Raw genomic sequence first — 25,577 nt, forward strand, 5'->3', positions numbered from 1 at the left:
ACTGATCAGCGTGGTTCTGGGGGGTGGCCCGTGTTCCGGCGTGCTCTGCTCCGGCCCGCTCCGGTGCGCGCCGGGTCCGTCGGCGGGCTCCGCGGCCCGCGGCGGCTCCTCGGGCGCGCTCCGGCCCGCTCCGGCTATTCCGGGGTGGATTCCAGCGCGTGCGCGACCATGGCGAGCAGGGACTCGACCACGCTGTACCGCTTGCGCGCGTCCATGATCACCACGGGTACGTGCGGCGGCACGGTCAGCGCCTCCCGGACGTCCTCGGGCTCGAAGCGCTCGGTGCCCTCGAAGTGGTTGACGGCGACGATGTACGGCAGCCCGCAGCTCTCGAAGTAGTCGAGGGCGGGGAAGCAGTCCGTCAGCCGGCGGGTGTCGGCGAGCACGATCGCGCCGATCGCGCCGCGCACGAGGTCGTCCCACATGAACCAGAAGCGCTGCTGGCCCGGCGTGCCGAAGACGTAGAGGACCAGGTCGCTGTCGAGGGTGATCCGGCCGAAGTCCATCGCCACGGTCGTGGTGAGCTTGTCGGGCGTCGCGGAGAGGTCGTCGGTCTCCTCGCTCGCCTGCGTCATCAGCGCCTCGGTCTGGAGCGGGGTGATCTCCGAGACCGCGCGGACGAAGGTCGTCTTGCCGACGCCGAAGCCGCCCGCGACCACGACCTTGGTGGCTATCGGGGCGCGGGTGTGGTCCAGCTGCCAGTCCTGTGCGCCGTCCTCGGCCGCCGGGCGCAGCGGATCGGGCCCGGCGTCGGGGGCGGTTCCCGGCGCGGCCGCGTGCCCTGCTGCGGACACGGTCTCGGCCGCGGCCTCGGTCCGGGGCTGGGCGGGGATGCCGGCGAGCGCCGGGGAGTCGGAGACGGCGGCGGTGACGTCAGAGGCGACGGAGTCCACTCAGCACCCTTTCGAGGAGCGCGCGGTCGGGCTGGCCGGTGCCGTGACCGGTCCCGTACACACGGATCTTTCCCTGGTCGGCCAGGTCGCTGAGCAGCACCCGGACGACACCCAACGGCATCTTCAGGAGGGCCGAGATCTCCGCGACCGTACGCATCCGGCGGCAGATTTCGACGATGGCCCGCATCTCCGGCATGAGGCCGCGGGCGCCGGGCCCGCCGTCCGTCAGCACCTTGCGGCGCGGCGGCGCTTCGAGGGCGGCCACGAAGGTCTCGACGAGCAGGACGTGGCCGAAGCGGGTGCGGCCACCGGTGAGCGAGTACGGGCGGACCCGCGCGGGCCGGCGGCCCTCTCCGCGGATCGGCAGGTGGGGGACGTGGGAGGCGGACGTCACTGGGTGCTCTCCATCGATTTGCGCAGCTCGCTGCGGAGTTCGGGGGTGAGTACGTGTCCGGCGCGGCCGACGAAGAGCGCCATGTGGTAGGCGACGACGCTCATGTCGCAGTCAGGCGTGGCGTGGACGCCGAGCAGCGAGCCGTCGCTGATCGACATGACGAAGACGCTGCCCTCCTCCATCGCCACCATGGTCTGCTTGACCCCGCCGCCGTCCATCAGCCGGGCCGCGCCGATGGTGAGGCTGCCGATGCCCGAGACGATGGTCGCCAGGTCGGCGCTGGAGCCCCGGGGGCCGGTGGGGCGTTCCTCGCTGGGCCCGACGTTCTGGGCCGGGTCGGAGGACAGCAGGAGCAGCCCGTCGGAGGACACGACGGCGACGGAGCGCACGCCGGGCACCTCCTCGACGAGGTTGCCCAGCAGCCAGTGCAGGTTGCGTGCTTCCCTGCTCAGTCCGAACGTTCCGGTCGCAGTCAACTGCGTGCCTCCTCGACTGTGTCCCCCGTCTTCTCCTCGGTCCGTGCTTCCGTCTGTGCCGCCGCGTCCGCCTCCGGTCCCGCTTCCCCGCGGGCCTCGGTGCGTTCTTCGGTACGGGCGGTCTGTACGGCCTCGATCTCCGCCTCCACGTCCCGGCGGCCCGCCTGGGCCCCCTGGTGGAAGCCCCCGAGCCTGCGGCGCAGGGCATCGGCGTCGACACCGCCCCTGCGCGGGGTGGTCGGGGTGTCGGCCTGGCGGACTATCTTCGGCGTGCGCTTGGGCAGCCCCTTGTCGGTGACGCGCGGGGTCTCCGCCGGTTCCTGCGGCTCGTTCGCCTCGTCCCAGGCGTGCGGCTCCGCGTGCGGGCCTTCCGGCGTGGCGCGCTCGTGGGTGTCCGGCTCGGGCGGCGGCTCGGGGAGACGGACCTGGAGGGTCGTCTCGGCGAGGGACTCCACGGCGGGTCCCGGTTCCGGTTCAGGAGCGGGGGCGGGTACGGGCGCGGGTTCCGGCTCGGCCGCCGCCGCGGGCGCGGGTTCCGGCTCGTACGGCTCCGCCGGGCCCGAGTCGCCAAGGCCGGGCTCGCTGGCGCCAGGCTCCGGCTCGCTGACGCCGGACTCGCTGACGCCAGGCTCCGGAGCGCCCCGCTCCGCCACCGCACCGGCCTGTGCGACCTGCTCCGCCTGCTCGATCTGCTCCGCCCGGCCGGCCTGCTCCGCCTGGTCCGCCGCGATGGCCTGTTCCGCCGCCTCGACGAGCGGGTCGCGGGTGCGGGACGGCAGGGTGTTGGAGTTGGCCTCGGCGACCGAGCCCGGGAGGTTCAGGGTGGGCGCCCCGCCCGCGACCGGCACGGTCGGCGGGACGGCGGTCGGCGGGGCCGTCGGCAGCAGCGGCAGCGGGAGGACGACGACGGCCGCGATGCCGCCCTGCTTCTGCTCGCGCAGCTCCACCCGTACGCCGTGGCGGGCGGCGAGCAGGGCCGCGACGCGGATGCCGAGCCCTTCCCCGTCGATGTCCGCCGGGTCGGCCTCGGCGAGGCGGGCGTTGAGCTCCGCGAGGCGGGAGTCGGTCATGCCGATGCCCTCGTCCTGGACGGAGAGCATCACCTCGCCGGATTCCAGGAGCCAGCCGGAGAGCTGGACCTGGGCGTCGGGCGGCGAGAAGGCGGTGGCGTTCTCGAGCAGTTCGGCGACCAGGTGGCTGAGATCGTCCGCGGCGAACCCGGCGACCTGCGCGTGCGGCGGGAGGGACTGGATGGTCACCCGTTCGTAGCGCTCGATCTCGCTGACGGCGGCGCGCAGCACGTCGACGAGCGGGACCGGCCCCGGGTGGCCGTGGACGTGCTCGTGGCCTGCGAGGACCAGCAGGTTCTCGCTGTGGCGGCGCATGACGGTCGCCATGTGGTCGAGCTTGAAGAGGGTGGCGAGGCGCTCCGGGTCCTGCTCGCGCTCCTCCAGCTTCTCGATGACGCCGAGCTGGCGCTCCACCAGGCCGAGGCTGCGCAGGGAGAGGTTGACGAAGGTGTGGTGGACGCTGCCGCGCAGCCGCGCCAGTTCGGCGGTGAGCAGGGCCGTCTGTCCCTGCAGTTCGGCCCGCTGGGTGGCGAGGTCGGCGGCGACGGCGTCGCGGGCGCCCGCCAGGTCGGCGCGCTCGCTGTCGAGCTGCTCGGTGCGGGTGGCGAGGGCGGCCAGCTTGGTCTGGAGGGTGTTGAGGGACCGTACGACCTGGGCGAACTCGTCGTTGCGGCCGGTGAAGCGGATCGGCTCCTCGGTCTCGGGGGCGCCGGCGAGGCGGGCGGCTCCGATGCGGACCACGGCGAGCGGACGGGTGAGGGTCCGGGCGACGAAGGTGGAGATGCCGACCGCGACGAGGAGGCAGCCGCCGAGGAAGGCGATGCGCACTTCGAGGGCGGTGACGTCGTCGTCGCGGAGCTCGGTGAACCGCTCGACCTGTCCGGTGGCGAGCGCGGACTCGACTCCCCGCATCTGCTCGATGCGGGCGGAGAGCGCGGACCCCAGCTTCTCGTGGTCCGTCTTCCGCTCGGACGCGGACAGTTCGGGCTGGTCGGTGAGGCGGGCGAGGTAGCGTTCGGCGCTCTTGACGTCCGGTCCCGTGACCGTGGCGGCGAGGGAGTCGCGGCCCTCGGCGGTGGCGGCCTGGTCGAAGTCGGCGAGGGCGGCCAGTTCCCGGACCCGGGCCTGCTGCGCGGCGGCGGTCAGGGCGTCCCGGGCGCGGTCGGCCTCCTCCGCCCCCTCGGGCTCGTCCGGTACGTACGTACCGGTGACGGGGTCGTAGTGGGTGGTGCCGGTGGACTCCGGCTCGGGGACGGCGAGGGCGGCCAGGAGCAGGCCGCGGGCGGCGGAGGCCTGCTCGACGGCGCGGCCGAGGGCGGCGGGGGCCCTGGTGGCCTCGGCGGCGCGGGGCGGGGTCTTCTCGGCGAGTTCCTCGGCGAGGCCGTGGAGCTTGGCGATGATCTCCGAGTAGGCCCGGTGGGCCTCCAGGGCGGTGCCCTTGCCGGTGAGGGCGGTACGGCGGACGGAGGGCAGGGCGGCGAGGTCGCGGCGCAGCTCGGAGCCGGCGGCGGGCCGGATCTCGTCGATCTGCCGGTCGACCCGGGTGGAGCCGGCGCTGGTGATCTGGCGGCGGTCCTCGCGGGGGCCCTTCTGCTCGTCCCGGCCCGCGGCGATGTACGCGACGACCTCGTCGCGCTCGTCGGCGAGGGAGTGGGCGAGGGTGACGGCCTGGCGGTCGAGCTGGGCGAGGGTGACGAGCCGCTGGGAGTCGCTCAGTTCGCCGGAGGCGGTGAGGACGGCGGGGGCGCCGGCGGCCAGGACGGTGATCCCGACGAGGGCCACTCCGGCGACCAGGCGGTTCCGGACGCGCTTGGGGCGGCCGACGGGCGCCGCGGGAGGCGTGGTGCCCGCACTGCTCACGGGAGCCGTACCGGGGCCGGGCAGGGGGGTGTTCGCGCCGGGGCCCTGGGCGTCGCCCGTGGACAGCGGGTCACCCGGGGTCTGGCTCCGCGTGCCGCTGTTGCTCCGAGGCCGCTTCTTCTGCACCGGTGCTCGCATTCTCGACTCGTCCGCCCATGAAGCAGAGGTGACGACCGGTCACGTGATAGAGCGCCCCCACCCCTGGTACGGCTTCCGACCATTCCAGCGCTTTTCTGGGAAGGGGACGCGCATCGGCCGCACCGCCACCCGAACGAGTGAACAACACTCCCGAGTTGGCGAACAACTTCCGCGGACGCCCGACAGGGGGTCGCGCGAGGCCCCGGTTGGATCTTCCGCGCGGGCTTTGGCAGGATGCCCGCCCGCAGCTTCCCGGAGGCCGCCGTTCCGCCTGCCGTCCGGGCCTCGGACGCTTGGTACGGGCCTGATTCGGCCGTCTGGAGGTGCTGTGAAGGAGTGATGCGCACGGGGGCAGACTGGGGATCATGCGTACCGACGTGGCCACTCTGCCCGGCAGCCCCGAACGCCCCAATGAGGACTGGGCCGCCGCTGCTCTTCCCGCTTCCGGCACGGGCGGGACGGTCGTGGTGCTGGACGGGGTGACGCCGCCGCTCGGAGCGTACGGATGTGTGCACGGAGTCCCCTGGTTCACCGCACGACTTGGCGGCGCTTTGACCGAACTGTCCGCTTCCCGGCCCGAGATGACGTTGTCCGAGATCCTCGCGTCGGCAATCCGGCGCACCGCGGACGCCCACCGGGGCAGCTGTGACCTTTCTCACGTCCGTACGCCGCAGGCGACGGTCGCGATGGCGCGCTGGGACGGGGAGCGGGTCGAACACCTGGTGCTGTCCGACGCCGTCCTGCTGCTGGAGGCGCCCGGCGGGGCGGTGCGGGCGGTGCGGGACGACCGGCTGGACCGCGTTCCGGCCGAGACGCTGCTCTCGCTGGAGGCGACGGACCGGCTGCGCAATCAGGAGGGCGGCTTCTTCACGGCGGCGGCGGATCCGGCGGTGGCCCGGTGGGCGGTGACCGGCACGACGCCGGCGGCGGAGGTACGGGCCCTGGCGGCGCTCACCGACGGCGCGGCGCGGTGGGTGGAGCGGTTCGAGGCGGGCGACTGGGCGGCCTGCGTGGGGGTGCTGCGCGCGGAGGGGGCGCCCGGACTCCTCCGGCGCGTACGGGCGCTGGAGACGGCGGACGCCGCGGCGGGCGGCTCCCGCCGGGGGAAGCGGCACGACGACGCGACGGCGGTGTACGCGGAGCCGGCGGGGGCGTAGGTCGTGTCCGGGCGGCCGATCCCGGAAGGCAGCCGGTCCCGGAGGGCGGCCGGCCCCGGAGGGCAGCCGCGGAAGGCCGGCCCTCGGAAGGTGCGCCCGGAAGAAGCGGTCCCGAGGGCCCGGCCCCGAAAGGTCAGCTCTCCGCGCGGGTGTTCAGCTGGTGCAGCAGGCGGGCCAGTTCGGCGACCTCGCCCCGGTCCCAGTCGGCGAGCTTGCGGACGTACCGCCCGCGCCGGGCGTCCCGTACGCGCCGGAAGCGGCCCTGGCCCTCCTCCGTGAGCCGGACGAGCGAGGCACGCCCGTCGGCCGGGTCGGGGTCGCGGGCGACGAGGCCGAGGTCCTCCAGGGCGCGCAGCTGACGGCTCATGGTCGCCTTGCCGACACCGAAGTAGCCGGCGAGATCGGTGGCCCGCTGCGGGCCGGTGTCGTCCAGCCGTACGAAGAGGCCGTAGGCGGCGGGCTCCAGTTCGGGGTGGACTTCGCGGGCCATCTCGCCGGACTGGGCGCGGGCGCGCCGGAGGAAGACCGCCAGCTCCCGTTCCAGCGCCAGGAATTCCTGGTCCACACCACTTCCGCCGGTGGGCCCGCCTTCACTTCCCGTACCGCTGCCGTGCACGTCAGCCCCCTCGCGCGCTTTCCGGTCGCTGAAAGTTTCCTTCGCCGACGGCCGTTCCCGCAGCTCCCTCAGTATTTCGCAGGAGTAGACCAACGGCAGCACCCGGCCCCTCTTCCGTGGGGCGGGTCTACGTGCGTAGCGTCTCTCCCGGCACCGAATGACATGTCCACCGCAAGACCGGCGGGGGCATGGCACGGCCCTGCCCCCTCTTCCCCTCCCACCGAGCCTTTCGGAGGCACGCCATGCCCGTGCACAGATCCGGAAAGACCCTCGCCGGGGCCGCCCTCGCGGCCCTGAGCCTGCTCCTCCCCCTCACCCTCTCCGGCCCGGCGAACGCCGCGGACGACCCCGGCGCCCGGCAGGTGCCCGCCCGGGGCTCCGCGTGGATGGGCATGGGGGTGCCCGCGCACGACGGCCACGGCGCCAGGCCCGGCGGCGCCTCGGTCCAGGCCGGCCAGACCGAGGGCGTGGACGTCTCCAGCCACCAGGGGAACGTGGCCTGGTCGACCCTGTGGAACAGCGGGGTGCGGTGGGCCTACGTCAAGGCGACGGAGGGCACGTACTACAAGAACACGTACTTCTCGCAGCAGTACAACGGTTCGTACAACGTGGGCATGATCCGCGGGACGTACCACTTCGCGACCCCCGACACGACGACGGGCGCGGCGCAGGCGGACTACTTCGTGAACAACGGGGGCGGCTGGTCCAAGGACGGCAGGACGCTGCCGGGGGCGCTGGACATCGAGTGGAACCCGTACGGCGCGGCCTGCTACGGCAAGACGCAGTCCGGGATGGTGACCTGGATCCGCGACTTCCTCGACCGGTACAGGGCCAGGACCGGCCGCGACGCGGTGATCTACACCGCGACGAGCTGGTGGAAGCAGTGCACCGGCAACTACGCCGGCTTCGGGGCGGCGAACCCGCTCTGGGTCGCGCGGTACGCCACGGCGGTCGGCGAACTCCCGGCGGGATGGCCGTACTACACGATGTGGCAGTACACCTCGTCCGGCCCGACGGTCGGCGACCACAACCACTTCAACGGCGACCTCTCACGGGTGCAGGCGCTGGCCAACGGCTGAGCGGCGGCCGGTGGCTTCCCGGGCGCGCGGCCCGCCCGGGAAGCCGCCACGGCCACCGTCGCCCCTAGGCGACCCGACCCGTGGTGGAGGCGAAGCCGAGCCAGGTGTGGCGGTTGTTCCACCAGCACCAGCCGACCTTGGGGGCGTCGCGCCGCTCGCGGCCGTCCCGGCCCGTGCCGTTGCTGATCCAGATCGCCGGGGTGCGCGCGTCGAAGGTGCCGTTCGCCTTGCGCAGCCGGGAGCCGATGGTCATGAAGCAGAGGTTGCGCTCCAGGGCCGCCGGCTGCTGGAGCACCCAGTGGATGCCCTCGCTGAGCAGCAGCGGGGTGCGGTCCTCCTTCGCCAGGGCGGGCAGCGCCTCGTCCGGGCTCCAGTTGGACATGTGGTCGCCGCGGTCGACGCCGGTGACGAGGTACAGCGGAGCGTCGGGCACCGGCACGGTGTCGAGCGGGGCGAACGCGTCGACGTCGGGCATGTCGACGACGACGAAGCCGGCCTTGTCGCCGCGCCGGAGCAACGGCGCGAGCGCGGAGGCGGGCGCACGGTCCGGGTGGACGGCGAGCAGCGCGTCCTCGCGTGCGGCGCCGGCCCCCTCGGCGAAGGCGCGCAGCTCGTCGGCCGGTATGCCCGCGAGCTCGTGCACGCCGAGCTCGATCAGCCGCTCGGCCTGGGCGGCGAGCGGCGGAAGCGGGGGCAGTGCGGGGTTCGACGGGGTGTCGGTCAAGTCTCTCCTTGGTTCGTACGACGGCGGTACGGGCGGTGCGCAGGGTTCGGCGGTACACCCGGTCCACGCGGGTAGCAGCAGCAGAACGGCACAACCCCGTGAAATGTTCCCGGCCACGCCATCCATTCCGCGTCAACTCCCCGCACGACGGCGGCCCTCGGCCCGGTGACCCCGCACACGCGCGCGTGGGGCGCCCCTTCGGAAAGGGGCGCCCCACGCCGTACCCGGATCTCCGTACGCAGATCTCCGTAGGCGTACCTCCGTCGCCTACGCCACTACGCTCACCGGGACCTCCGCCGGGGAGAGGGCGATGTCGAGGACCTGGCGCACGTCCGTGACCGGGTGGACGTCCAGCTTCTCCAGGATCTCGGCCGGGACGTCGTCCAGGTCCGGTTCGTTGCGCTTGGGGATCACGACCGTCGTGATGCCCGCGCGGTGGGCGGCGAGGAGCTTCTGCTTCACGCCGCCGATCGGCAGGACCCGGCCGGTCAGCGACACCTCGCCGGTCATCGCCACGTCCGTGCGGACCAGCCGGCCGGAGAGCAGCGAGGCCAGCGCGGTCGTCATGGTGACGCCCGCGCTCGGGCCGTCCTTGGGGACGGCGCCCGCCGGGAAGTGGATGTGCACGCCGCGGTCCTTCAGGCCGGTGACGGGCAGCTCCAGTTCGGCGCCGTGCGAGCGGAGGAAGGAGAGCGCGATCTGCGCGGACTCCTTCATCACGTCGCCGAGCTGACCGGTGAGCGTGAGCCCCGCCGCCCCCGTCTCCGGGTCGGCCAGCGAGGCCTCTACGAAGAGGACGTCACCGCCCGCCCCGGTGACCGCGAGGCCGGTCGCGACGCCGGGAACGGCGGTGCGCCGCTCGGCCGGGTCCTGCGCCGACTCGGGCACGTGGTGCGGACGCCCGATCAGCCCCCGCAGGTCGTCCGGGGTGATCGTGAACGGCAGCTCGCGGTCGCCCAGTTCGTGCTCCGCCGCGACCTTCCGCAGCAGCCGGGCGATCGAGCGCTCCAGGGTGCGGACGCCCGCCTCCCGGGTGTACTCCCCGGCCAGCTTCCGCAGCGAAGCGTCCTCCAGGACGACCTCGCCGGGCTCCAGGCCGGCCCGCTCCAGCTGCCGGGGCAGCAGGTGGTCGCGGGCGATGACGATCTTCTCGTCCTCGGTGTACCCGTCGAGCCGGACCAGCTCCATCCGGTCGAGCAGCGCCTCCGGGATGGCCTCCAGGACGTTCGCCGTCGCCAGGAAGACGACGTCGGAGAGGTCGAGTTCGACCTCCAGGTAGTGGTCCCGGAAGGTGTGGTTCTGCGCCGGGTCGAGGACCTCAAGCAGGGCCGCGGCCGGGTCGCCCCGGAAGTCGGAGCCGACCTTGTCGATCTCGTCGAGCAGGACCACCGGGTTCATGGACCCGGCCTCCTTGACCGCCCGTACGATCCGTCCCGGCAGAGCGCCGACGTACGTCCGCCGGTGGCCGCGGATCTCCGCCTCGTCCCGTACGCCGCCGAGCGCGACCCGGACGAACTTCCGCCCCATGGCGTGCGCCACGGACTCGCCGAGCGAGGTCTTGCCGACGCCGGGCGGGCCGACGAGCGCGAGCACGGCGCCGCCGCGCCTGCCGCCGACCACGCCGAGGCCCCGCTCGGCGCGCCGCTTGCGCACCGCGAGGTACTCGGTGATCCGCTCCTTCACGTCCTCCAGGCCCGCGTGCTCGGCGTCGAGGACGCCCTTGGCGCCCTGGATGTCGTAACGGTCCTCGGTCCGCTCGTTCCACGGCAGCTCCAGGACGGTGTCCAGCCAGGTGCGGATCCAGGAGCCCTCCGGGGACTGGTCGCTGGACCGCTCCAGCTTCTCGACCTCCTTGAGCGCCGCCTCCCGCACCTTCTCGGGCAGGTCGGCGGCCTCCACGCGCGCGCGGTAGTCGTCGGACTCGTCGCCCTCGGACTCGCCGTTCAGCTCGCGCAGTTCCTTGCGTACGGCGTCGAGCTGGCGCCGCAGCAGGAACTCGCGCTGCTGCTTGTCGACACCCTCCTGGACGTCCTTGGCGATCGTCTCGGCGACGTCCTGCTCGGCCAGGTGCTCGCGCAGCTGCGCGGTGGCGAGCCGGAGGCGGGCGACCGGGTCGGCGGTCTCCAGGAGTTCGACCTTCTGCTCGACGGTGAGGAAGGGCGAGTAGCCGGAGTTGTCGGCGAGGGCGGCGACGCCGTCGATCTGCTGGACGCGGTCCACGACCTGCCAGGCGCCGCGCTTCTTCAGCCAGCTGGTGGCCAGCGCCTTGTACTCCTTGACCAGTTCGGTCACGGCGCCGGGCAGCGGGTCGGGCACGGTCTCCTCGACGACGGTCCCCTCGACCCACAGGGCCGCGCCGGGGCCGGTCGTCCCGGCGCCGATCCGCACACGGCCGCGACCGCGGATGAGCGCGCCGGGGTCGCCGTCGGAGAGCCGGCCGACCTGCTCGACGGTGCCGAGGACGCCGGTCCCGGCGTACGTCCCGTCGACGCGCGGCACCAGCAGCACCCGCGGCTTGCCCGCACCGCCACCCGCACCGTCCCCGGCTCCGGCGGAGCCGGAGCGCGCGGCGGCCTGGGCGGCCTCCACCGCGGCGCGTACATCGGCGTCGGACAGGTCGAGCGGCACCACCATCCCCGGCAGCACCACCTCGTCGTCGAGCGGCAGCACGGGCAGGGTGAGCGTCGGGTACTCCGTGGACTCGGCAGTCATGATCTCCCCTTCGGCAGTCAAGTTGAGTTATGCCGACTCAATGCATGTGAGCCTCCGAATGTTCCCCTGCCGCCGTTCGCTCTCAGCGATCACCCTCGCGCGGCCCGCCACGCTGCCGGTGTAATACCTCTATGGATATGGGAGCTATTACAGCCGCGTGGGTGGCGGGCTGGACCGTCTCACGGGGCACCCCGCCCGCCGTCCCCGAGCCCTGGGGCTACCGCATCGACGTCGGCCTGCCGCGGCACGTCTTCCGCCATGTCCTGCCGGCCCCCGACGCGGTCTCGGTGGGCAAGCTCTGCGCGGACGTCACCGAGCCGTACGCCTGGCTGAAGATCATGGCGACGGCCGAGGAGGCCGCGGAGTGGATCACTCCGGGCTGGTCGATCCCCGACGACCCCGGCTTCATGATGTGCAAGCGCCTCGACGCGCGCGTGCGTCCGCCCGCGCCGGAGGGGTACGCCCGGACGACCGAGGTCACCGACGGCGTGATCCGCGTCAGGATCCTCGCCCCGGACGGCACCCTCGCCGCGCGCGGGCAGATCGCCCCGACCGGCTCGACGGCGGTCGCCGACCAGGTCGAGACCGACCCCGCCCACCGCCGGCGCGGCCTCGGCTCCAACGTCATGCGCGCCCTCGAAGCGGCCGCCGCGCAGGCCGGGGCGGTGACCGGGGTCCTCTCGGCGACGACGGACGGCATCGGCCTGTACGGGACGCTGGGGTGGCGGTACGAGGGTCCGCTCACCGGGATCGTGCGCGCCTGAAGCCGGCTGCCTTGCCGTCACGGATGGACCGCGCCCCAGACTCCGACCGCCGGCTCTCGGCGCCCGGCTGTCGGCTCGGATGCCCTCACCCGGCCTCTGTTCAACCGGACCCGCCGGAAGGCATGCTCGGGCGCATGGGACAGAGGGGTGGGCGCGTGAGGCGGGTCGGCCGGAACACGGGCGCGCGGACGGGAAGAGATCGTCGGCCGTACGCGAGGCTGTGGGCCGTCGCGGTGACGCTGGGCGCGGCGCTGGCCGTGGCCGGCTGCGGGCCGGACGCGCCCCCACCCCGCGCCGACTCCCCCACGACGGCGCCCGGTTCCGACGCGCCGACCCCGCCCTCCGCTCCGCCCGAGGTGAGCGTCCCGCCGACCCCGACGGCGAGCGACCACCGGCCGGGCCCGCGGGAAGTCCTCGTCGAAGTCGGCGTCAGCGGCGGCTACGCCGGAGTGAACAACCAGCTGGTCGTCCACTACGACGGCGGCTACACCACCCGCTCCGGCACCGGGCCGGCGCGGACCGGCCGGATGACCCCCGCCCAGGTCGCGGAACTCCGCGCCGCGCTGGAGGCCCCGGCGTACGCGGCGGTGCCCGTACGCCCCACTGGTAAGCCCGTCTTCGACGGCTTCCGGTACGTCGTGTCGCACCGGTACCGGGTCGTCGTCGCCGCGGACGGCGAGCTTCCGGCGGCCCTGCGGCGGGTCTTCGACGCCCTTCCCGACGGCGGCCCGCCGACGACCCCCTGACCCCGCACCGCGTTCCGCCGTCGCCCCCTCCCAAGTGCCCTCTGGCGAGTGAGCCGAAGGGGCCGTCGGGGGAACACGGCCGAGCGCGCGCAGCTCCCGAGGAACGAGGGAGCGAGCACGTACGGCTGTGTGAGTCCGACTCATAGGCCCCGGAGGCGAACCGAGCCTCCAAAAAAAAGGGGGGCAGCAAGCACGTACGGCTGTGTGAGTCCGGCTCAAAGGCCCCGGAGGCGAACCGAGCCCCCAAAAAAATAGGATGGCGGGACGACCCGCCGAGCCCGAGATCGGAGCGAGAACCATGTCGAGTCCCGTCACCCTCGACCGCCGCGAGGGACCGTACGGAGAGGTCGTGTTGCGCCGCCGCGGCGACGACTTCGAGATCATCGTGAACGGCACGTTCCTCATGGACACCTCCGATGGGCGTTCCGAGCGGACGCTGATCGACGCGGCGATGGAGGCGCTCGGCGGACGTCATGGCGGCTCGGTCCTGATCGGCGGTCTCGGTGTCGGCTTCTCCCTGGCGCACGCGGCCGCCGACCCGCGGTGGGCGCGGATCGCGGTGGTGGAGCGGGAGGACGCGATCATCGACTGGCACCGGGGTGGCCCGTTGGCCGCGGTCTCGGGCGCCGCCCTGGCGGATCCGCGGTGCGTGATCCTGCACACGGACATGATCGAGTACCTGCACGACTCCCCCGACACCTTCGACGCGATCTGTCTGGACATCGACAACGGCCCGGGCTGGACCGTCACCGAAGGCAACGAATCCCTGTACTCCGCCGAGGGCTTGGCGGCCTGTGCGGCCCGCCTCAACCCCGGTGGGATCCTCGCCGTCTGGTCCGCGCAGCCGTCCGCCGATTTCGAAGCAACCTTGCGGAATGCCGGATTCAGCGGGGTACGGACGGAAGAGATCCCGGTTGCCCGGGGCGTCCCGGACGTGGTGCACCTCGGCATCAGGCCTGCGTAGCCGGGACGCCGCCGCTGCCTCTACGCTGCTGACCGACATCAGCTACGCAAGGCAGGGCAATGGAGCAGACACACACCACTCACCACGGTGCGGCGGCCACTCCGGGCGCGCAGCGGCGTGTGCTGGTCGTCGAGGACGACACGACGATCGTGGATGCGATCTCCGCGCGGTTGCGGGCGGAGGGGTTCCTCGTCCAGACGGCGACGGACGGTCCGGCGGCCGTCGACGCGGCGGAGGCCTGGCAGCCGGACCTGATGCTGCTGGACGTGATGCTCCCGGGCTTCGACGGCCTGGAGGTGTGCCGCCGGGTCCAGGCCCAGCGGCCCGTGCCGGTCCTGATGCTCACCGCCCGGGACGACGAGACGGACATGCTGGTCGGGCTCGGCGTCGGCGCCGACGACTACATGACCAAGCCGTTCTCCATGCGCGAGCTGGCCGCCCGGGTGCACGTCCTGCTGCGGCGGGTGGAGCGGGCCGCGATGGCGGCCGTGACCCCGCGCAGCGGCATCCTGCGCCTCGGCGAGCTGGAGATCGACCACGCGCAGCGCCGGGTCCGGGTCCGGGCCGAGGACGTCCATCTGACGCCCACCGAGTTCGACCTGCTGGTCTGCCTGGCGAACACCCCCCGCGCGGTCCTCTCCCGGGAGCAGCTGCTCGCGGAGGTGTGGGACTGGGCGGACGCCTCGGGGACCCGGACCGTGGACAGCCACATCAAGGCGCTGCGCCGGAAGATCGGGGCGGAGCGGATCCGTACCGTCCACGGCGTCGGCTACGCCCTGGAGACACCGGCGCCGTGATCCGCCGCGAGGCGCGTACGAGACGCCGGATCGCCATCTCGATCAAGACCAAGCTGGGCACGCTGGTCGTCGGGGCGGTCCTGCTGACCTCCGGGCTCGCCCTGGTGGCGATCAGGACCTCGACGGAGTTCCGGTACATCACGGTCTTCGCGATGATCGCGACGCTGCTGATCACCCAGTTCGTGGCGCAGTCGCTGACGGCGCCGCTGGACGAGATGAACACGGTGGCCGGGTCGATCTCGCGCGGCGACTTCAGCCGGCGGGTGCGCGGCGCGGACCGCCGGGACGAGCTGGGGGACCTCGCCTCGACGATCAATCGGATGGCGGACGACCTGGAGGCGGTCGACCGGCACCGCAAGGAGCTGGTGGCGAATGTCTCGCACGAGCTGCGGACGCCCATCGCCGCGCTCCGAGCGGTCCTGGAGAACGTGGTCGACGGGGTCTCCGAGGCGGACCCGGAGACGATGCGGACGGCGCTGAAGCAGACCGAGCGGCTGGGCCGGCTGGTGGAGACCCTGCTCGACCTGTCACGTCTTGACAACGGTGTCGTCACGCTGAAGGCACGGCGGTTCGAGGTGTGGCCGTACCTGTCGGGGGTGCTGCGGGAGGCCAATCTGGCCGCGTCGCAGCGCGGCCTGACGACCACCTCCGGCCTGCACCGGCGCACGGACGTCCATCTGCACCTCGACGTCTCGCCGCCGGAGCTCACGGCGCACGCGGACGCGGAGCGGCTGCACCAGGTGATGGCCAATCTCATCGACAACGCGGTGAAGCACTCGCCCGCGCACGGCCGGGTGACCGTACGGGCCCGGCGGGGGGCCTGGCCGGACTCGCTGGCGCTGGAGGTGGAGGACGAGGGTCCGGGAATCCCGGAGCACCTGCGCCGCACGGTCTTCGAGCGGTTCAACCGGGGATCGGTGCCGGCCCAGTCGGGCCCGGGCAGCGACGGCGGCACGGGGCTGGGGCTGGCGATCGCCCGCTGGGCGGTGGATCTGCACGGCGGGGAGATCGGAGTGGCCGAATCGTCACGCGGCTGCCGTATCCAGGTCACCCTTCCGGGCGGCCCTCCGGCGCGGGATTGACGTAGGGTTCGAACCGGAAGGACCAGGCCCGCGGGTACGTGGTCAGGGTTGCGGGCCCCAGGGGGCCGCAACCCCCGTCTCCCCTACCCGGGAGAGGGCAGAACCACGCTTGTTTCCCGCCATTCCATGCCCCGAAACGCTCCGTCAAGTGTGACTTGCGCGACGTTGGAGTGCCCGGCCTGCACCTCCCGGCCAGGGAGGCGTAGCCTTTATTTCCGCTGTCCATCACCTTGTGAAGCGGAAGAGGGCGGTTACCGCCGTGTCGTCTCAGTCCCCCAGTAACTCGAGCATCTCCACCGACCAAGACGGGCAGGGTCAGAACCCTGCGACCGCCTTCGGCGCCAATGAGTGGCTCGTCGACGAGATCTACCAGCAGTACCTCCAGGACCCGAATTCGGTCGATCGTGCCTGGTGGGACTTCTTCGCCGACTACAAGCCCGGCTCTTCGGAGACTCCCGCCGCCGCGGGGGCGGCCGGAGCCACCCCGACCCCGCCGGCCACGTCGCCGGCCCCGAGCGCGCCCGCCGCGCCGCAGGCGGGCCCCGCACAGGCCGCGCCTGCCGCCCCGGCGGCTCCGGCCCAGGCCGCGCCGGCCCAGGCGCCCGCCAAGCCCGCGGCGGCCGCTCCGGCCCCGAAGGCGCCGGCCCCGGCCGCCAAGGCCCCGGCCCAGGCTCCGGCGAAGCCCGCCGCCGCTCCGGCGGCCGAGGCCCCGGACGGCCCCGAGCTGATCACCCTGCGCGGCCCCGCCGCCGCCGTGGCGAAGAACATGAACGCCTCGCTGGAGGTGCCGACGGCCACGTCCGTCCGCGCCGTCCCGGTGAAGCTGCTCTTCGACAACCGGATCGTGATCAACAACCACCTCAAGCGCGCCCGGGGCGGGAAGATCTCCTTCACGCACCTCATCGGGTACGCCATGGTGCAGGCGATCAAGGCCATGCCGTCGATGAATTACTCCTTCGCGGAGAAGGACGGCAAGCCGACCCTGGTCAAGCCGGAGCACGTGAACTTCGGTCTCGCGATCGACCTGGTGAAGCCCAACGGCGACCGCCAGCTCGTCGTCGCCGGCATCAAGAAGGCCGAGACCCTGAACTTCTTCGAGTTCTGGCAGGCCTACGAGGACATCGTCAAGCGCGCCCGTGTCGGCAAGCTGACGATGGAGGACTTCTCCGGCGTCACGGTCTCGCTGACCAACCCCGGCGGCCTCGGCACCGTCCACTCCGTGCCGCGTCTGATGCCCGGGCAGTCCGTCATCATGGGCGTCGGCTCGATGGACTACCCCGCCGAGTTCCAGGGCACCTCCCAGGACACCCTGAACAAGCTGGGCATCTCCAAGGTCATGACGCTGACGTCGACCTACGACCACCGGGTCATCCAGGGCGCCGCCTCCGGCGAGTTCCTGCGGATCGTCGCCAACCTCCTCCTCGGCGAGGAGGGCTTCTACGACGACATCTTCAAGGCCCTGCGCATCCCGTACGAGCCGGTCCGCTGGCTCAAGGACATCGACGCCTCGCACGACGACGACGTCACCAAGGCCGCGCGGGTCTTCGAGCTGATCCACTCCTACCGGGTCCGCGGCCACGTCATGGCCGACACCGACCCGCTGGAGTACCGCCAGCGCAAGCACCCCGACCTGGACATCACCGAGCACGGCCTCACCCTGTGGGACCTGGAGCGCGAGTTCGCGGTCGGCGGCTTCGCCGGCAAGTCGATGATGAAGCTCCGCGACATCCTCGGCGTGCTCCGCGACTCGTACTGCCGTACCACCGGCGTCGAGTTCATGCACATCCAGGACCCGAAGCAGCGCAAGTGGATCCAGGACCGTGTCGAGCGCTCGCACTCCAAGCCGGAGCGCGAGGAGCAGCTGCGGATCCTGCGCCGGCTGAACGCCGCCGAGGCGTTCGAGACCTTCCTGCAGACCAAGTACGTCGGCCAGAAGCGGTTCTCCCTGGAGGGCGGCGAGTCCGTCATCCCGCTGCTCGACGCGGTCATCGACTCCGCCGCCGAGTCCCGCCTGGACGAGGTCGTCATCGGCATGGCCCACCGCGGCCGCCTGAACGTCCTCGCCAACATCGTCGGCAAGTCGTACGCGCAGATCTTCCGCGAGTTCGAGGGCAACCTCGACCCGAAGTCGATGCACGGCTCCGGCGACGTGAAGTACCACCTGGGCGCCCAGGGCACCTTCACCGGCCTGGACGGCGAGCAAATCAAGGTCTCGCTCACCGCCAACCCCTCGCACCTGGAGGCGGTCGACCCGGTCCTGGAGGGTGTCGTCCGCGCCAAGCAGGACGTCATCAACAAGGGCGGCACGGACTTCACCGTCCTGCCCGTCGCCCTGCACGGCGACGCGGCCTTCGCCGGCCAGGGCGTCGTCGCCGAGACGCTGAACATGTCGCAGCTGCGCGGTTACCGCACCGGCGGCACGGTCCACATCGTCATCAACAACCAGGTCGGCTTCACCGCCGCCCCGGAGTCCTCGCGTTCCTCGATGTACGCGACCGACGTGGCCCGCATGATCGAGGCGCCGATCTTCCACGTGAACGGCGACGACCCGGAGGCCGTGGTCCGCGTCGCGCGGCTCGCCTTCGAGTTCCGCCAGACGTTCAACAAGGACGTCGTGATCGACCTCATCTGCTACCGCCGCCGCGGTCACAACGAGGGCGACAACCCGCAGTTCACCAACCCGCAGATGTACAACCTGATCGACAAGAAGCGTTCGGTGCGCAAGCTGTACACCGAGTCGCTGATCGGTCGCGGCGACATCACGCTGGAAGAGGCGGAGCAGGCGCTCCAGGACTTCCAGGGCCAGCTGGAGAAGGTCTTCGCGGAGGTCCGCGAGGCCACCTCGGCGCCGGCCCCGGCGCACGTCCCGGACGCCCAGCCCGAGTTCCCGGTCGCCGTCACCACCGCGGTCTCCCAGGAGGTCGTGAAGCGGATCGCCGAGTCGCAGGTCAGCATCCCGGAGCGGGTCACGGTCCACCCGCGCCTGATGCCGCAGATGCAGCGCCGCGCGGCCTCCATCGACGACGGCACCATCGACTGGGGCTTCGGCGAGACCCTCGCCATCGGCTCGCTGCTGATGGAGGGCACCACGGTCCGGCTGTCCGGCCAGGACTCCCGCCGTGGCACCTTCGGCCAGCGGCACGCGGTCCTGGTGGACCAGGAGACCGGCGAGGACTACACCCCGCTGCTCTACCTCGCCGAGGACCAGGCCCACTACAACGTCTACGACTCGCTGCTCAGCGAGTACGCGGCGATGGGCTTCGAGTACGGCTACTCCCTGGCCCGCCCGGACTCCCTGGTGATCTGGGAGGCCCAGTTCGGTGACTTCGTCAACGGCGCGCAGACCGTCGTCGACGAGTTCATCTCCTCGGCCGAGCAGAAGTGGGGCCAGACCTCCGGCGTCACGCTGCTCCTGCCGCATGGTTACGAAGGCCAGGGCCCGGACCACTCGTCCGCCCGCCCGGAGCGCTTCCTCCAGATGTGCGCGCAGGACAACATGACGGTCGCCATGCCGACCCTGCCGTCGAACTACTTCCACCTGCTGCGCTGGCAGGTCCACAACCCGCACCACAAGCCGCTGATCGTCTTCACCCCGAAGTCGATGCTGCGTCTGAAGGCCGCGGCGTCGAAGGTGGAGGAGTTCACCACCGGCGGCTTCCGTCCGGTGATCGGCGACTCCGCCGTCGAGGCGGGTACGACGAACGCCGCCGACATCCGCAAGGTCGTCTTCTGCTCCGGCAAGGTCTACTACGACCTGGAGGCCGAGCGGCAGAAGCGCGGTGTCACGGACACGGCGATCATCCGTCTGGAGCGCCTGTACCCGCTGCCGGGTGCCGAGCTCCAGGCCGAGATCGCCAAGTACCCGAACGCCGAGAAGTACCTGTGGGCGCAGGAGGAGCCGGCGAACCAGGGTGCCTGGCCGTTCATCGCGCTCAACCTGATCGACCACCTGGACCTGGCGGTCGGCGCCGACATCCCGCACGGCGAGCGCCTGCGCCGGATCTCGCGTCCGCACTCCTCGTCGCCGGCGGTCGGTTCGGCCAAGCGCCACCAGGCCGAGCAGCAGCAGCTGGTCAACGAGGTCTTCGACGCCTGATCCCGCTGTTCCGGTACGTTCCGCGTACGGAGGCCCGGCACCCCGCGAGGGGGCCGGGCCTCCGGCGTACGCGCCCGTCCCGGCCCGGGGCGCACGGCCTATCCTGAGCGCATGTACTTCACTGACCGTGGCATCGAGGAACTGGAGAAGCGGCGCGGCGAGGAGGAGGTCTCCTTCGAGTGGCTCGCCGAGCAGCTGCGGACGTTCGTGGACCTCAACCCCGACTTCGAGGTGCCGGTCGAGCGCCTGGCGACCTGGCTGGCGCGCCTGGACGACGAGGACGAGGACGAGGAGTAGGACCGGAGGGAAGCCGTCCGGACGGGGACGGCAGGGGCCGCTGGAGCCCGTGAAGGGTTCGGTGGGGGGTTACGTCCCGCGGATCCGGTCGTAGGCGAGGCCCAGGCCCCCGTGGGCGACGAGCAGTGCTCCCGCCGCCGCCCAGCCGCCGCTGCGGCGGGCGAGGCCCCAGGCGAGGAGCGGGAGGCCGGCCCCCAGCTGGGCCGCGCCGAGGAGCCGGGCCCGGGGCCCGCGCAGGTACGGCCCCAGGCGGCCCTCCTCCACCGCGGCCAGTTCGGCGCGTACGGCCTCGCGCCAGCCGGACCATTCGAGCTCTTCCGCCCCTTGGGCGAGGGCGACGGAGCGGAGCCGGTCGGCGCTCTCGCCGGGGGTGAGCCCGACCGGCAGATCCAGGCCCACGCGCGCGAGGACCGCCGTCAGACCGATGAGCCTGCTGTGGGCGTCGGCGTCCGCGTCGGGTTCGGTGAGCGGCTCCAGGTCCTGGACGTCCAGGACGGGGTCGAGGGCGAGCCGGGCCGCGAAGGTGCGCATGGCCTCGTCCTCGCCGACCGGGGTGCCGGCCGCCAGCCAGGTGTAGCCGACGGTGCGGCGGAAGCCGTTGGCCAGGGTGAACCCGGCCCGGTCCTCGTCCCACCAGAGCGCCAGGACGGGCCAGGTGGCGGCGGAGACGGCCAGCGCGGTGGCCCAGCCCGTGACGACCCGGTCGACGGGTTCGCCGCCGTGCAGCCACGGCTTCCCCTCGGGGACGATGACGCTCCATTCGCTGCCTGCCGGGGCGAGGAGCAGCTCCTCCCGCAGCAGTTGGGCCGGCGGGCGGACCGCCGCGGGGTCGGCACGGCAGAGCAGCAGGGCCCCGACGGGGCGGACGCCGGATGTCGCGTTCATGGCCCATACGCTAGGCCAATTTGTCATGGTTCGGGGTATTCCGGTGGCCCGAGGGCGAGCCGGGTGTCCCCGGGCGCCCCCGGAGAGGGTTGACTTCCGACCGCCGCGATATATCGTGTCTTTCGGAGACGCGATATGTTGCGTGATGCGTCACCGCGTCGGCGTGCCGGAGACCGGGCGTCGCGTATCGCGTCGTCAAACGGGAGGTCAGCACCATGACAGAGTGGTCCGTCGCCGAGCCCAGGAAGCTCACCCTGCCCGAGCCCGTGACCCGGCTGCGGGTCCGCATCGTCGGCGGCGCGGTGAACGTCGTCGGGACCGACGAGAGTGCGGCGCGCCTGGAGGTCTCCGAGATCGAGGGACCACCGCTGATCGTGACCCAGGACGGCTCGACGCTGACCGTGAGCTATGAGGACCTGCACTGGAAGGGGTTCCTCAAGTGGTTCGACCGCGAGGGCCTGCGCCGCAGGGCCGTCGTCTCCGTCGCCGTCCCGGCCGGGGTGGACGTGGAGGTGGGCGTGGTCGGCGCCGGCGCGGTGGTCTCCGGGATCCGGGGCCGTACGGACATCCGCGGCGTCACGGGCGACACCACGCTCGTCGGTCTCTCCGGACCGGTCCACGCCGAGAGCGTCTCCGGCAGCCTGGAGGCGCAGGCGGTCACGGGCGCGCTGCGGGTCAACTCGGTGACCGGCGACGTGACGGTGATCGAGGGCGCGGGCTGCTCGGTGAAGGCCGAGACGGTCAGCGGGGACATGGTCATCGATCTCGACCCGGCCGACCGGGAAGGACCGCCCGCCGACATCCGGCTCACCAGCGTCTCCGGGGAGGTCGCCATCCGGCTGCCCCACCCGACGGACGCCCGGGTCCAGGCGAACACGACCAGCGGCTCCGTCACCAACGCCTTCGCCGACCTGCGGGTGGCGGGGCAGTGGGGCTCCAAGAGCATCACCGGCACCCTCGGGGCGGGCCGGGGCACGCTCAAGGCGACCACCGTCTCCGGCTCCATCGCACTGCTGCGCCGCCCCGACCCGGCCCCCGCCGAGGGCGAGGCCCCCGACGCGTCCACCACCTCCGGAAAGGTGCTCTGACATGCCGCCCGTCTTCGCCCACGGCCGACTCCGCCTCTATCTCCTCAAGCTCCTCGACGAGGCGCCCCGCCACGGCTATGAGGTGATCCGCCTCCTGGAGGAGCGCTTCCACGGTCTGTACGCCCCCTCGGCGGGCACGGTCTATCCGCGGCTGGCCAAGCTGGAGGCCGAGGGCCTGGTCACGCACGCCACCGAGGGCGGCCGGAAGGTCTATTCGATCACCGACGCGGGCCGCGCCGAGCTGGCCGGCCGCGGCGGCGAACTGACCGACCTCGAGCGGGAGATCCGCGAGTCCGTGTCGGAGCTGGCCTCCGAGATCCGTGACGACGTGCGCGGTGCGGCCGGCAAGCTGCGCAGCGAGATGCGCGCGGCGGCGAGCGAGACCCGACGCCAGGACTCGTCGTTCGCCGACGTCAAGGAGGAGCTGCGCCGCGCCAAGCAGGAGTGGAAGGAACAGACCCGCCAGGCCCGCGCCGAGGCGCAGTCGGCGCGGAGCGAGGCGAAGGAGTTCCAGCGGATCGCCCAGCAGGTGCAGGAGCAGGTGCAGGACCGGTTCGCCCGGGGCGACTGGCCCAAGGGCGTCTGGGAGGGCCTCTCGGACATCACCGCGCAGCTCGGCGGCCTGGTGACCGGTGTGCACGCCAAGGGCACGGCGCAGCAGCCGCAGACCCCGGAGCAGGCCGCGTCGGAGTGGGCGAAGGACCACACCCCGACCGGCGACCCGGCCCGCGATCTGGACCGTCTCCTGGACCGCTTCCGCGACGACATCCGCGACACGGCCCGGGACCACGGCGTGACCCCCGACCAGCTGGCCACGGCCCGCGGCCACCTGTCGACGGCCGCGGACCGGATCACCGCCCTGCTGACGCCCGCCCAGAAGGACGGGCAGCGGGGGCCGGCACACGGACAGGGACAGGAGAGAGACAGGGGCTAGCGTCCCCGCCGCACGACCGGTCCGGGGACCCGGGCCCGGCTCACGGCCGGCCCGGAAGCCCGTCTCGGTCGCGGTCTCGGTCTCGGTCTCAGTCCCGGTCCCGGTCCCGGTCCCGGTCCCGGCCTCAGTCTCGGTCTCGGTCCCGGGTGACGGTGACCGTCACCCGGGCGCCCGGGGTGGCCAGGACCCAGGCGGCGCCGGGCCGCTCGCGCAGCACGACCGCCTTGCCGTGGGCCGTGACCGTCCAGTCGCCCGGCGGCAGGGAGAGCCTCGTCAGGCGGGGGCCGCGCCGCCCGGAGTCGTACTCCAGACGGTAGACCCCGCTCCCGGGGTCGTACGCGGATGAGCGGACGGTGCCCGCGACCGCCTCCGCGTACGGCTCGGCCGTCAGCTCCTTGTTCGTACGGAAGGCCCCGGCGCCGTCCACCGCGCAGTAGCCGCCGCCGTAACACCACACGTAGCCGGCCCATCCGGAGCCGTACCGGCCGAGAGAGGCCATCGCGTCCCGGTAGAAGCGGCTCATGCGGGGCAGCGCGTTGTTGAGCGGCCCCCACTCCCCCACGACGACCGGAACCCGGTACGCCTCGGGGTAACGGGTCACCGCTCGCTCGTACGCCTCGATCCAGCCGGCGTCCGGGTCGTAGTCGGCGCCCGCCTCCATGGCGGTGTTGTAGAAGTGCGGGGCGTAAACGATCTTCGGGTCGTGGATCCTGCCGAGGCCCGTGGGCACGCCCTCGCCGACGATCGGAGTGGGCTCGACGAAGATCCAGGTGTCCCGGTCGACCGAGCGGACCGCGTCCGCGAGGCGGTTGTACATCGGGGTCAGGTGCTCGCGCTCGATCCGCCGGGCGGCGGCCGGCAGCTCCTCGCCCTCCCGCAGCTCGCCCATCGGCTCGTTGATGAGGTCGTAGCCGAGGACGGCGGGATGGTCGGCGAACCGGTCGGCGAGGACCCGCCACATCCGGGCCTGGGCGCGCCGCAGGTCCTCGTCCTCGTAGAGATGGGTGAAGGCCCGCTGCACGGCGGGCTCGAAGTACTCGGCGAACCAGTCGTCGGGGTGCGGGGTGAAGGGCAGCCCGTCGGCGCGGGTCGCCCACTCGGGCACGCCCCGGTGGCCGAACGCCGGGCCGAAGACGTCCTGGTGGGCGTCGATCAGCACCTGCACGTCGTGCTTGTGGGCCCAGCCCAGGACACGTTCGATCTTCCGCAGATAGGACTGGCTGTAGCGGCCGGGCCGTGGCTCCAGGTCGTCCCAGAAGATCAGGAGCCGGGCGAAGTTGAAGCCCTTGGCCCGCATGTCCCGGAAGTGCCGCTCGGTGACGGCGGCGAGGGCCTGCTCGCCGCGGTTCGCCTTGTCCTCGACGTTCCAGCCGCGCAGGGTGAGGACCCGGCCCTGTTCGTCGGTGAGGGCGGGTATCGCGCCGCCGCCGGAGCCGGCGGTCACCGCGCGGGCGGCGAGGGCCGGGGCGGCGGGCGGCGGGGCGAGCGGCGCGGCGAGCAGAGCGGCGGCGAGGACGCCTGCCGCCAGGGTCGTTCGTACGGCGGGCGAGGTTCGTACGGTGGGCGACGTTCGCAACACGGGGACCTCCGGTACGACGATGAGTTCGCGGTGCCGGAGATCCCATCAGTACATCTGACGAACCATCAAGACGTCGTGAGGACGATCTTTCCGAAGAGGTCGCCGGAGGCCATCTTCTCGAAGCCCTCGCGGGCGCGGTCCAGCGGCAGCACCTCGTCGATCACCGGGCGGACGCCGGTGGCCGCGCAGAAGGACAGCAGGTCCTCCAGCTCGTCCTTGGAGCCCATCGTCGAGCCGACGACCTTCAGCTCCAGGAAGAAGATCCTGGTCAGCTCGGCGTGCGACGGCCGGTCGCCGCTCGTCGCGCCCGAGATGACGAGCGTGCCACCCGGCCGCAGGGACTTGACCGAGTGCGACCAGGTGGCCGCGCCGACGGTCTCGATGACCGCGTCCACGCGCCGCGGGAGCCGCGCGCCCGGCTCGTACGCCTCCAGGGCGCCGAGCTCCACGGCCCGCTTGCGCTTGGCCTCGTCGCGGCTGGTGGCGAAGACCCGCAGGCCGGCGGCCTTGCCGAGGACGATCGCCGCGGTGGCGACGCCGCCGCCCGCGCCCTGCACGAGGATCGAGTCGCCGGGCCGCACGCCGGCGTTGGTGAAGAGCATGCGGTACGCGGTGAGCCAGGCGGTCGGCAGGCAGGCGGCCTCCTCGAAGGAGAGCTCCGCGGGCTTGGGCAGCACGTTCCAGGAGGGGACCGTGACCCGCTCGGCGAAGGTCCCCTGGTAGCGCTCGGTCAGGATGGAGCGGGGCTCGTCAGGGCCGACTCCGTGGCCGGTCTGGCCGATGACCGAGTGCAGGACGACCTCGTTGCCGTGTTCGTCGATGCCGGCCGCGTCGCAGCCGAGGATCATCGGCAGCTTCTCCTCCGGCAGCCCTACCCCGCGCAGCGACCAGAGGTCGTGGTGGTTGAGGGAGGCGGCTTTGACGGTGACGGTGGTCCAGCCGGCGCGGGCCTCGGGCTCGGGGCGCTCGCCGAGCTCGAGTCCGTTCAGGGGCCGGTCGCGGTCGATGCGGGCGGCGTAGGCAGCGAACATGACCTTGAGCGTAGGGTCAGCGGCTCCGTCACGGAACCATGCCACGGTGTGACGCATGTCCCTGGCGACAGCCCTCGCGGCCGCCCCGCCGGCACCTCTCGAACGCACGAAGGGGGCCCGCTCCGGACAGGTGCGGGGCGCACGGAGGGGCCCGCCCACGACAGGCACGGGACGCACGCAGGGGCCCCTCGAAAG

General features: G+C 72.7%; 21 protein-coding genes. 11 read left to right on the plus strand and 10 right to left on the minus strand.

Annotated elements, in window-relative coordinates; translation table 11 throughout:
- Nucleotides 1-134: 134 nt before the first annotated feature.
- Genes ACFZBD_RS12110 through ACFZBD_RS12125 form a run of 4 tightly spaced genes read right to left on the minus strand, consistent with a single transcriptional unit; the run spans nt 135 to nt 4,831 of the window.
- Nucleotides 135-893 carry an ATP/GTP-binding protein gene (locus ACFZBD_RS12110; protein WP_391139249.1) on the minus strand — a complete coding sequence of 253 codons (759 nt, stop codon included), beginning with the start codon at nt 891-893 and terminating at the stop codon, nt 135-137.
- Entirely contained in the window at nt 874-1,287 is a 414-nt protein-coding gene (locus tag ACFZBD_RS12115; protein WP_391139250.1) for a DUF742 domain-containing protein, read from the minus strand. The genes ACFZBD_RS12110 and ACFZBD_RS12115 overlap by 20 nt, the downstream gene beginning before the upstream one ends.
- Nucleotides 1,284-1,763 (minus strand): roadblock/LC7 domain-containing protein, encoded by a 480-nt coding sequence (locus ACFZBD_RS12120; RefSeq protein WP_391139251.1) that lies wholly within the window; start codon nt 1,761-1,763, stop codon nt 1,284-1,286. The genes ACFZBD_RS12115 and ACFZBD_RS12120 overlap by 4 nt, the downstream gene beginning before the upstream one ends.
- On the minus strand, nt 1,760-4,831 hold the full coding sequence (locus tag ACFZBD_RS12125) for a nitrate- and nitrite sensing domain-containing protein (protein ID WP_391139252.1): 3,072 nt from the start codon (nt 4,829-4,831) through the stop codon (nt 1,760-1,762). The genes ACFZBD_RS12120 and ACFZBD_RS12125 overlap by 4 nt, the downstream gene beginning before the upstream one ends.
- A gap of 365 nt (nt 4,832-5,196) precedes the next feature.
- Here ACFZBD_RS12125 and ACFZBD_RS12130 point away from each other — a divergent pair, with 365 nt between their 5' ends.
- Nucleotides 5,197-5,988, plus strand: coding sequence for a hypothetical protein (locus ACFZBD_RS12130; protein WP_391139253.1), 792 nt, complete (start codon nt 5,197-5,199; stop codon nt 5,986-5,988).
- A 133-nt stretch (nt 5,989-6,121) separates the two neighbouring features.
- On the opposite strand, the gene ACFZBD_RS12135 is transcribed toward ACFZBD_RS12130, so the two are convergent.
- Nucleotides 6,122-6,604 (minus strand): MarR family transcriptional regulator, encoded by a 483-nt coding sequence (locus tag ACFZBD_RS12135; protein WP_391139254.1) that lies wholly within the window; start codon nt 6,602-6,604, stop codon nt 6,122-6,124.
- A gap of 242 nt (nt 6,605-6,846) precedes the next feature.
- Here ACFZBD_RS12135 and ACFZBD_RS12140 point away from each other — a divergent pair, with 242 nt between their 5' ends.
- A complete protein-coding gene (locus tag ACFZBD_RS12140) occupies nt 6,847-7,683 on the plus strand; it encodes a GH25 family lysozyme (protein ID WP_391139255.1) in 837 nt (278 codons plus the stop codon).
- Nucleotides 7,684-7,747: 64 nt separating this feature from the next.
- Here the strand turns inward: ACFZBD_RS12140 and ACFZBD_RS12145 are convergent, their stop codons facing one another.
- Both ACFZBD_RS12145 and lon read right to left on the minus strand, forming a co-directional pair.
- Nucleotides 7,748-8,407, minus strand: coding sequence for a DUF5701 family protein (locus ACFZBD_RS12145; RefSeq protein WP_391139256.1), 660 nt, complete (start codon nt 8,405-8,407; stop codon nt 7,748-7,750).
- A 267-nt stretch (nt 8,408-8,674) separates the two neighbouring features.
- Nucleotides 8,675-11,119: an endopeptidase La gene (gene lon, locus ACFZBD_RS12150; RefSeq protein ID WP_391139257.1), complete on the minus strand. Its 2,445-nt coding sequence runs from the start codon at nt 11,117-11,119 to the stop codon at nt 8,675-8,677.
- 137 nt (nt 11,120-11,256) lie between these two features.
- Between lon and ACFZBD_RS12155 the strand changes: the two genes are divergently transcribed.
- The 7 genes from ACFZBD_RS12155 (at nt 11,257) to ACFZBD_RS12185 (ending at nt 19,865) form a co-directional block, all read left to right on the plus strand.
- Nucleotides 11,257-11,883 carry a GNAT family N-acetyltransferase gene (locus ACFZBD_RS12155; protein ID WP_391139258.1) on the plus strand — a complete coding sequence of 209 codons (627 nt, stop codon included), beginning with the start codon at nt 11,257-11,259 and terminating at the stop codon, nt 11,881-11,883.
- Nucleotides 11,884-12,116: 233 nt separating this feature from the next.
- Complete coding sequence (locus tag ACFZBD_RS12160) at nt 12,117-12,629, plus strand: hypothetical protein (RefSeq protein WP_391139259.1); 513 nt, start codon at nt 12,117-12,119, stop codon at nt 12,627-12,629.
- A gap of 298 nt (nt 12,630-12,927) precedes the next feature.
- Nucleotides 12,928-13,593 (plus strand): spermidine synthase, encoded by a 666-nt coding sequence (locus tag ACFZBD_RS12165; RefSeq protein ID WP_391139260.1) that lies wholly within the window; start codon nt 12,928-12,930, stop codon nt 13,591-13,593.
- A gap of 59 nt (nt 13,594-13,652) precedes the next feature.
- Nucleotides 13,653-14,390, plus strand: coding sequence for a response regulator (locus ACFZBD_RS12170; RefSeq protein WP_391139261.1), 738 nt, complete (start codon nt 13,653-13,655; stop codon nt 14,388-14,390).
- Nucleotides 14,387-15,472, plus strand: coding sequence for an ATP-binding protein (locus ACFZBD_RS12175; RefSeq protein ID WP_391139262.1), 1,086 nt, complete (start codon nt 14,387-14,389; stop codon nt 15,470-15,472). Before ACFZBD_RS12170 ends, ACFZBD_RS12175 begins: the two co-directional genes overlap by 4 nt.
- 259 nt (nt 15,473-15,731) lie before the next feature.
- Nucleotides 15,732-19,568, plus strand: coding sequence for a multifunctional oxoglutarate decarboxylase/oxoglutarate dehydrogenase thiamine pyrophosphate-binding subunit/dihydrolipoyllysine-residue succinyltransferase subunit (locus tag ACFZBD_RS12180; RefSeq protein ID WP_391139263.1), 3,837 nt, complete (start codon nt 15,732-15,734; stop codon nt 19,566-19,568).
- A 111-nt stretch (nt 19,569-19,679) separates the two neighbouring features.
- Nucleotides 19,680-19,865, plus strand: coding sequence for a DUF6104 family protein (locus tag ACFZBD_RS12185; protein WP_260228030.1), 186 nt, complete (start codon nt 19,680-19,682; stop codon nt 19,863-19,865).
- A 69-nt stretch (nt 19,866-19,934) separates the two neighbouring features.
- On the opposite strand, the gene ACFZBD_RS12190 is transcribed toward ACFZBD_RS12185, so the two are convergent.
- A complete protein-coding gene (locus ACFZBD_RS12190) occupies nt 19,935-20,750 on the minus strand; it encodes a hypothetical protein (RefSeq protein ID WP_391139264.1) in 816 nt (271 codons plus the stop codon).
- A gap of 215 nt (nt 20,751-20,965) precedes the next feature.
- Here ACFZBD_RS12190 and ACFZBD_RS12195 point away from each other — a divergent pair, with 215 nt between their 5' ends.
- Together ACFZBD_RS12195 and ACFZBD_RS12200 are read left to right on the plus strand one after the other, a co-directional pair.
- Nucleotides 20,966-21,838, plus strand: coding sequence for a DUF4097 family beta strand repeat-containing protein (locus ACFZBD_RS12195; protein WP_391139265.1), 873 nt, complete (start codon nt 20,966-20,968; stop codon nt 21,836-21,838).
- Between the two features lies 1 nt (nt 21,839).
- Nucleotides 21,840-22,772 (plus strand): helix-turn-helix transcriptional regulator, encoded by a 933-nt coding sequence (locus ACFZBD_RS12200; RefSeq protein ID WP_391139266.1) that lies wholly within the window; start codon nt 21,840-21,842, stop codon nt 22,770-22,772.
- Between the two features lie 124 nt (nt 22,773-22,896).
- Here the strand turns inward: ACFZBD_RS12200 and ACFZBD_RS12205 are convergent, their stop codons facing one another.
- Complete coding sequence (locus ACFZBD_RS12205) at nt 22,897-24,351, minus strand: cellulase family glycosylhydrolase (RefSeq protein ID WP_391139267.1); 1,455 nt, start codon at nt 24,349-24,351, stop codon at nt 22,897-22,899.
- A 65-nt stretch (nt 24,352-24,416) separates the two neighbouring features.
- Nucleotides 24,417-25,382 (minus strand): zinc-binding dehydrogenase, encoded by a 966-nt coding sequence (locus ACFZBD_RS12210; protein WP_391139268.1) that lies wholly within the window; start codon nt 25,380-25,382, stop codon nt 24,417-24,419.
- Nucleotides 25,383-25,577 lie beyond the last annotated feature (195 nt).

Source organism: Streptomyces sp. NPDC008121 (assembly GCF_042957155.1).
GTDB lineage: Bacteria > Actinomycetota > Actinomycetes > Streptomycetales > Streptomycetaceae > Streptomyces.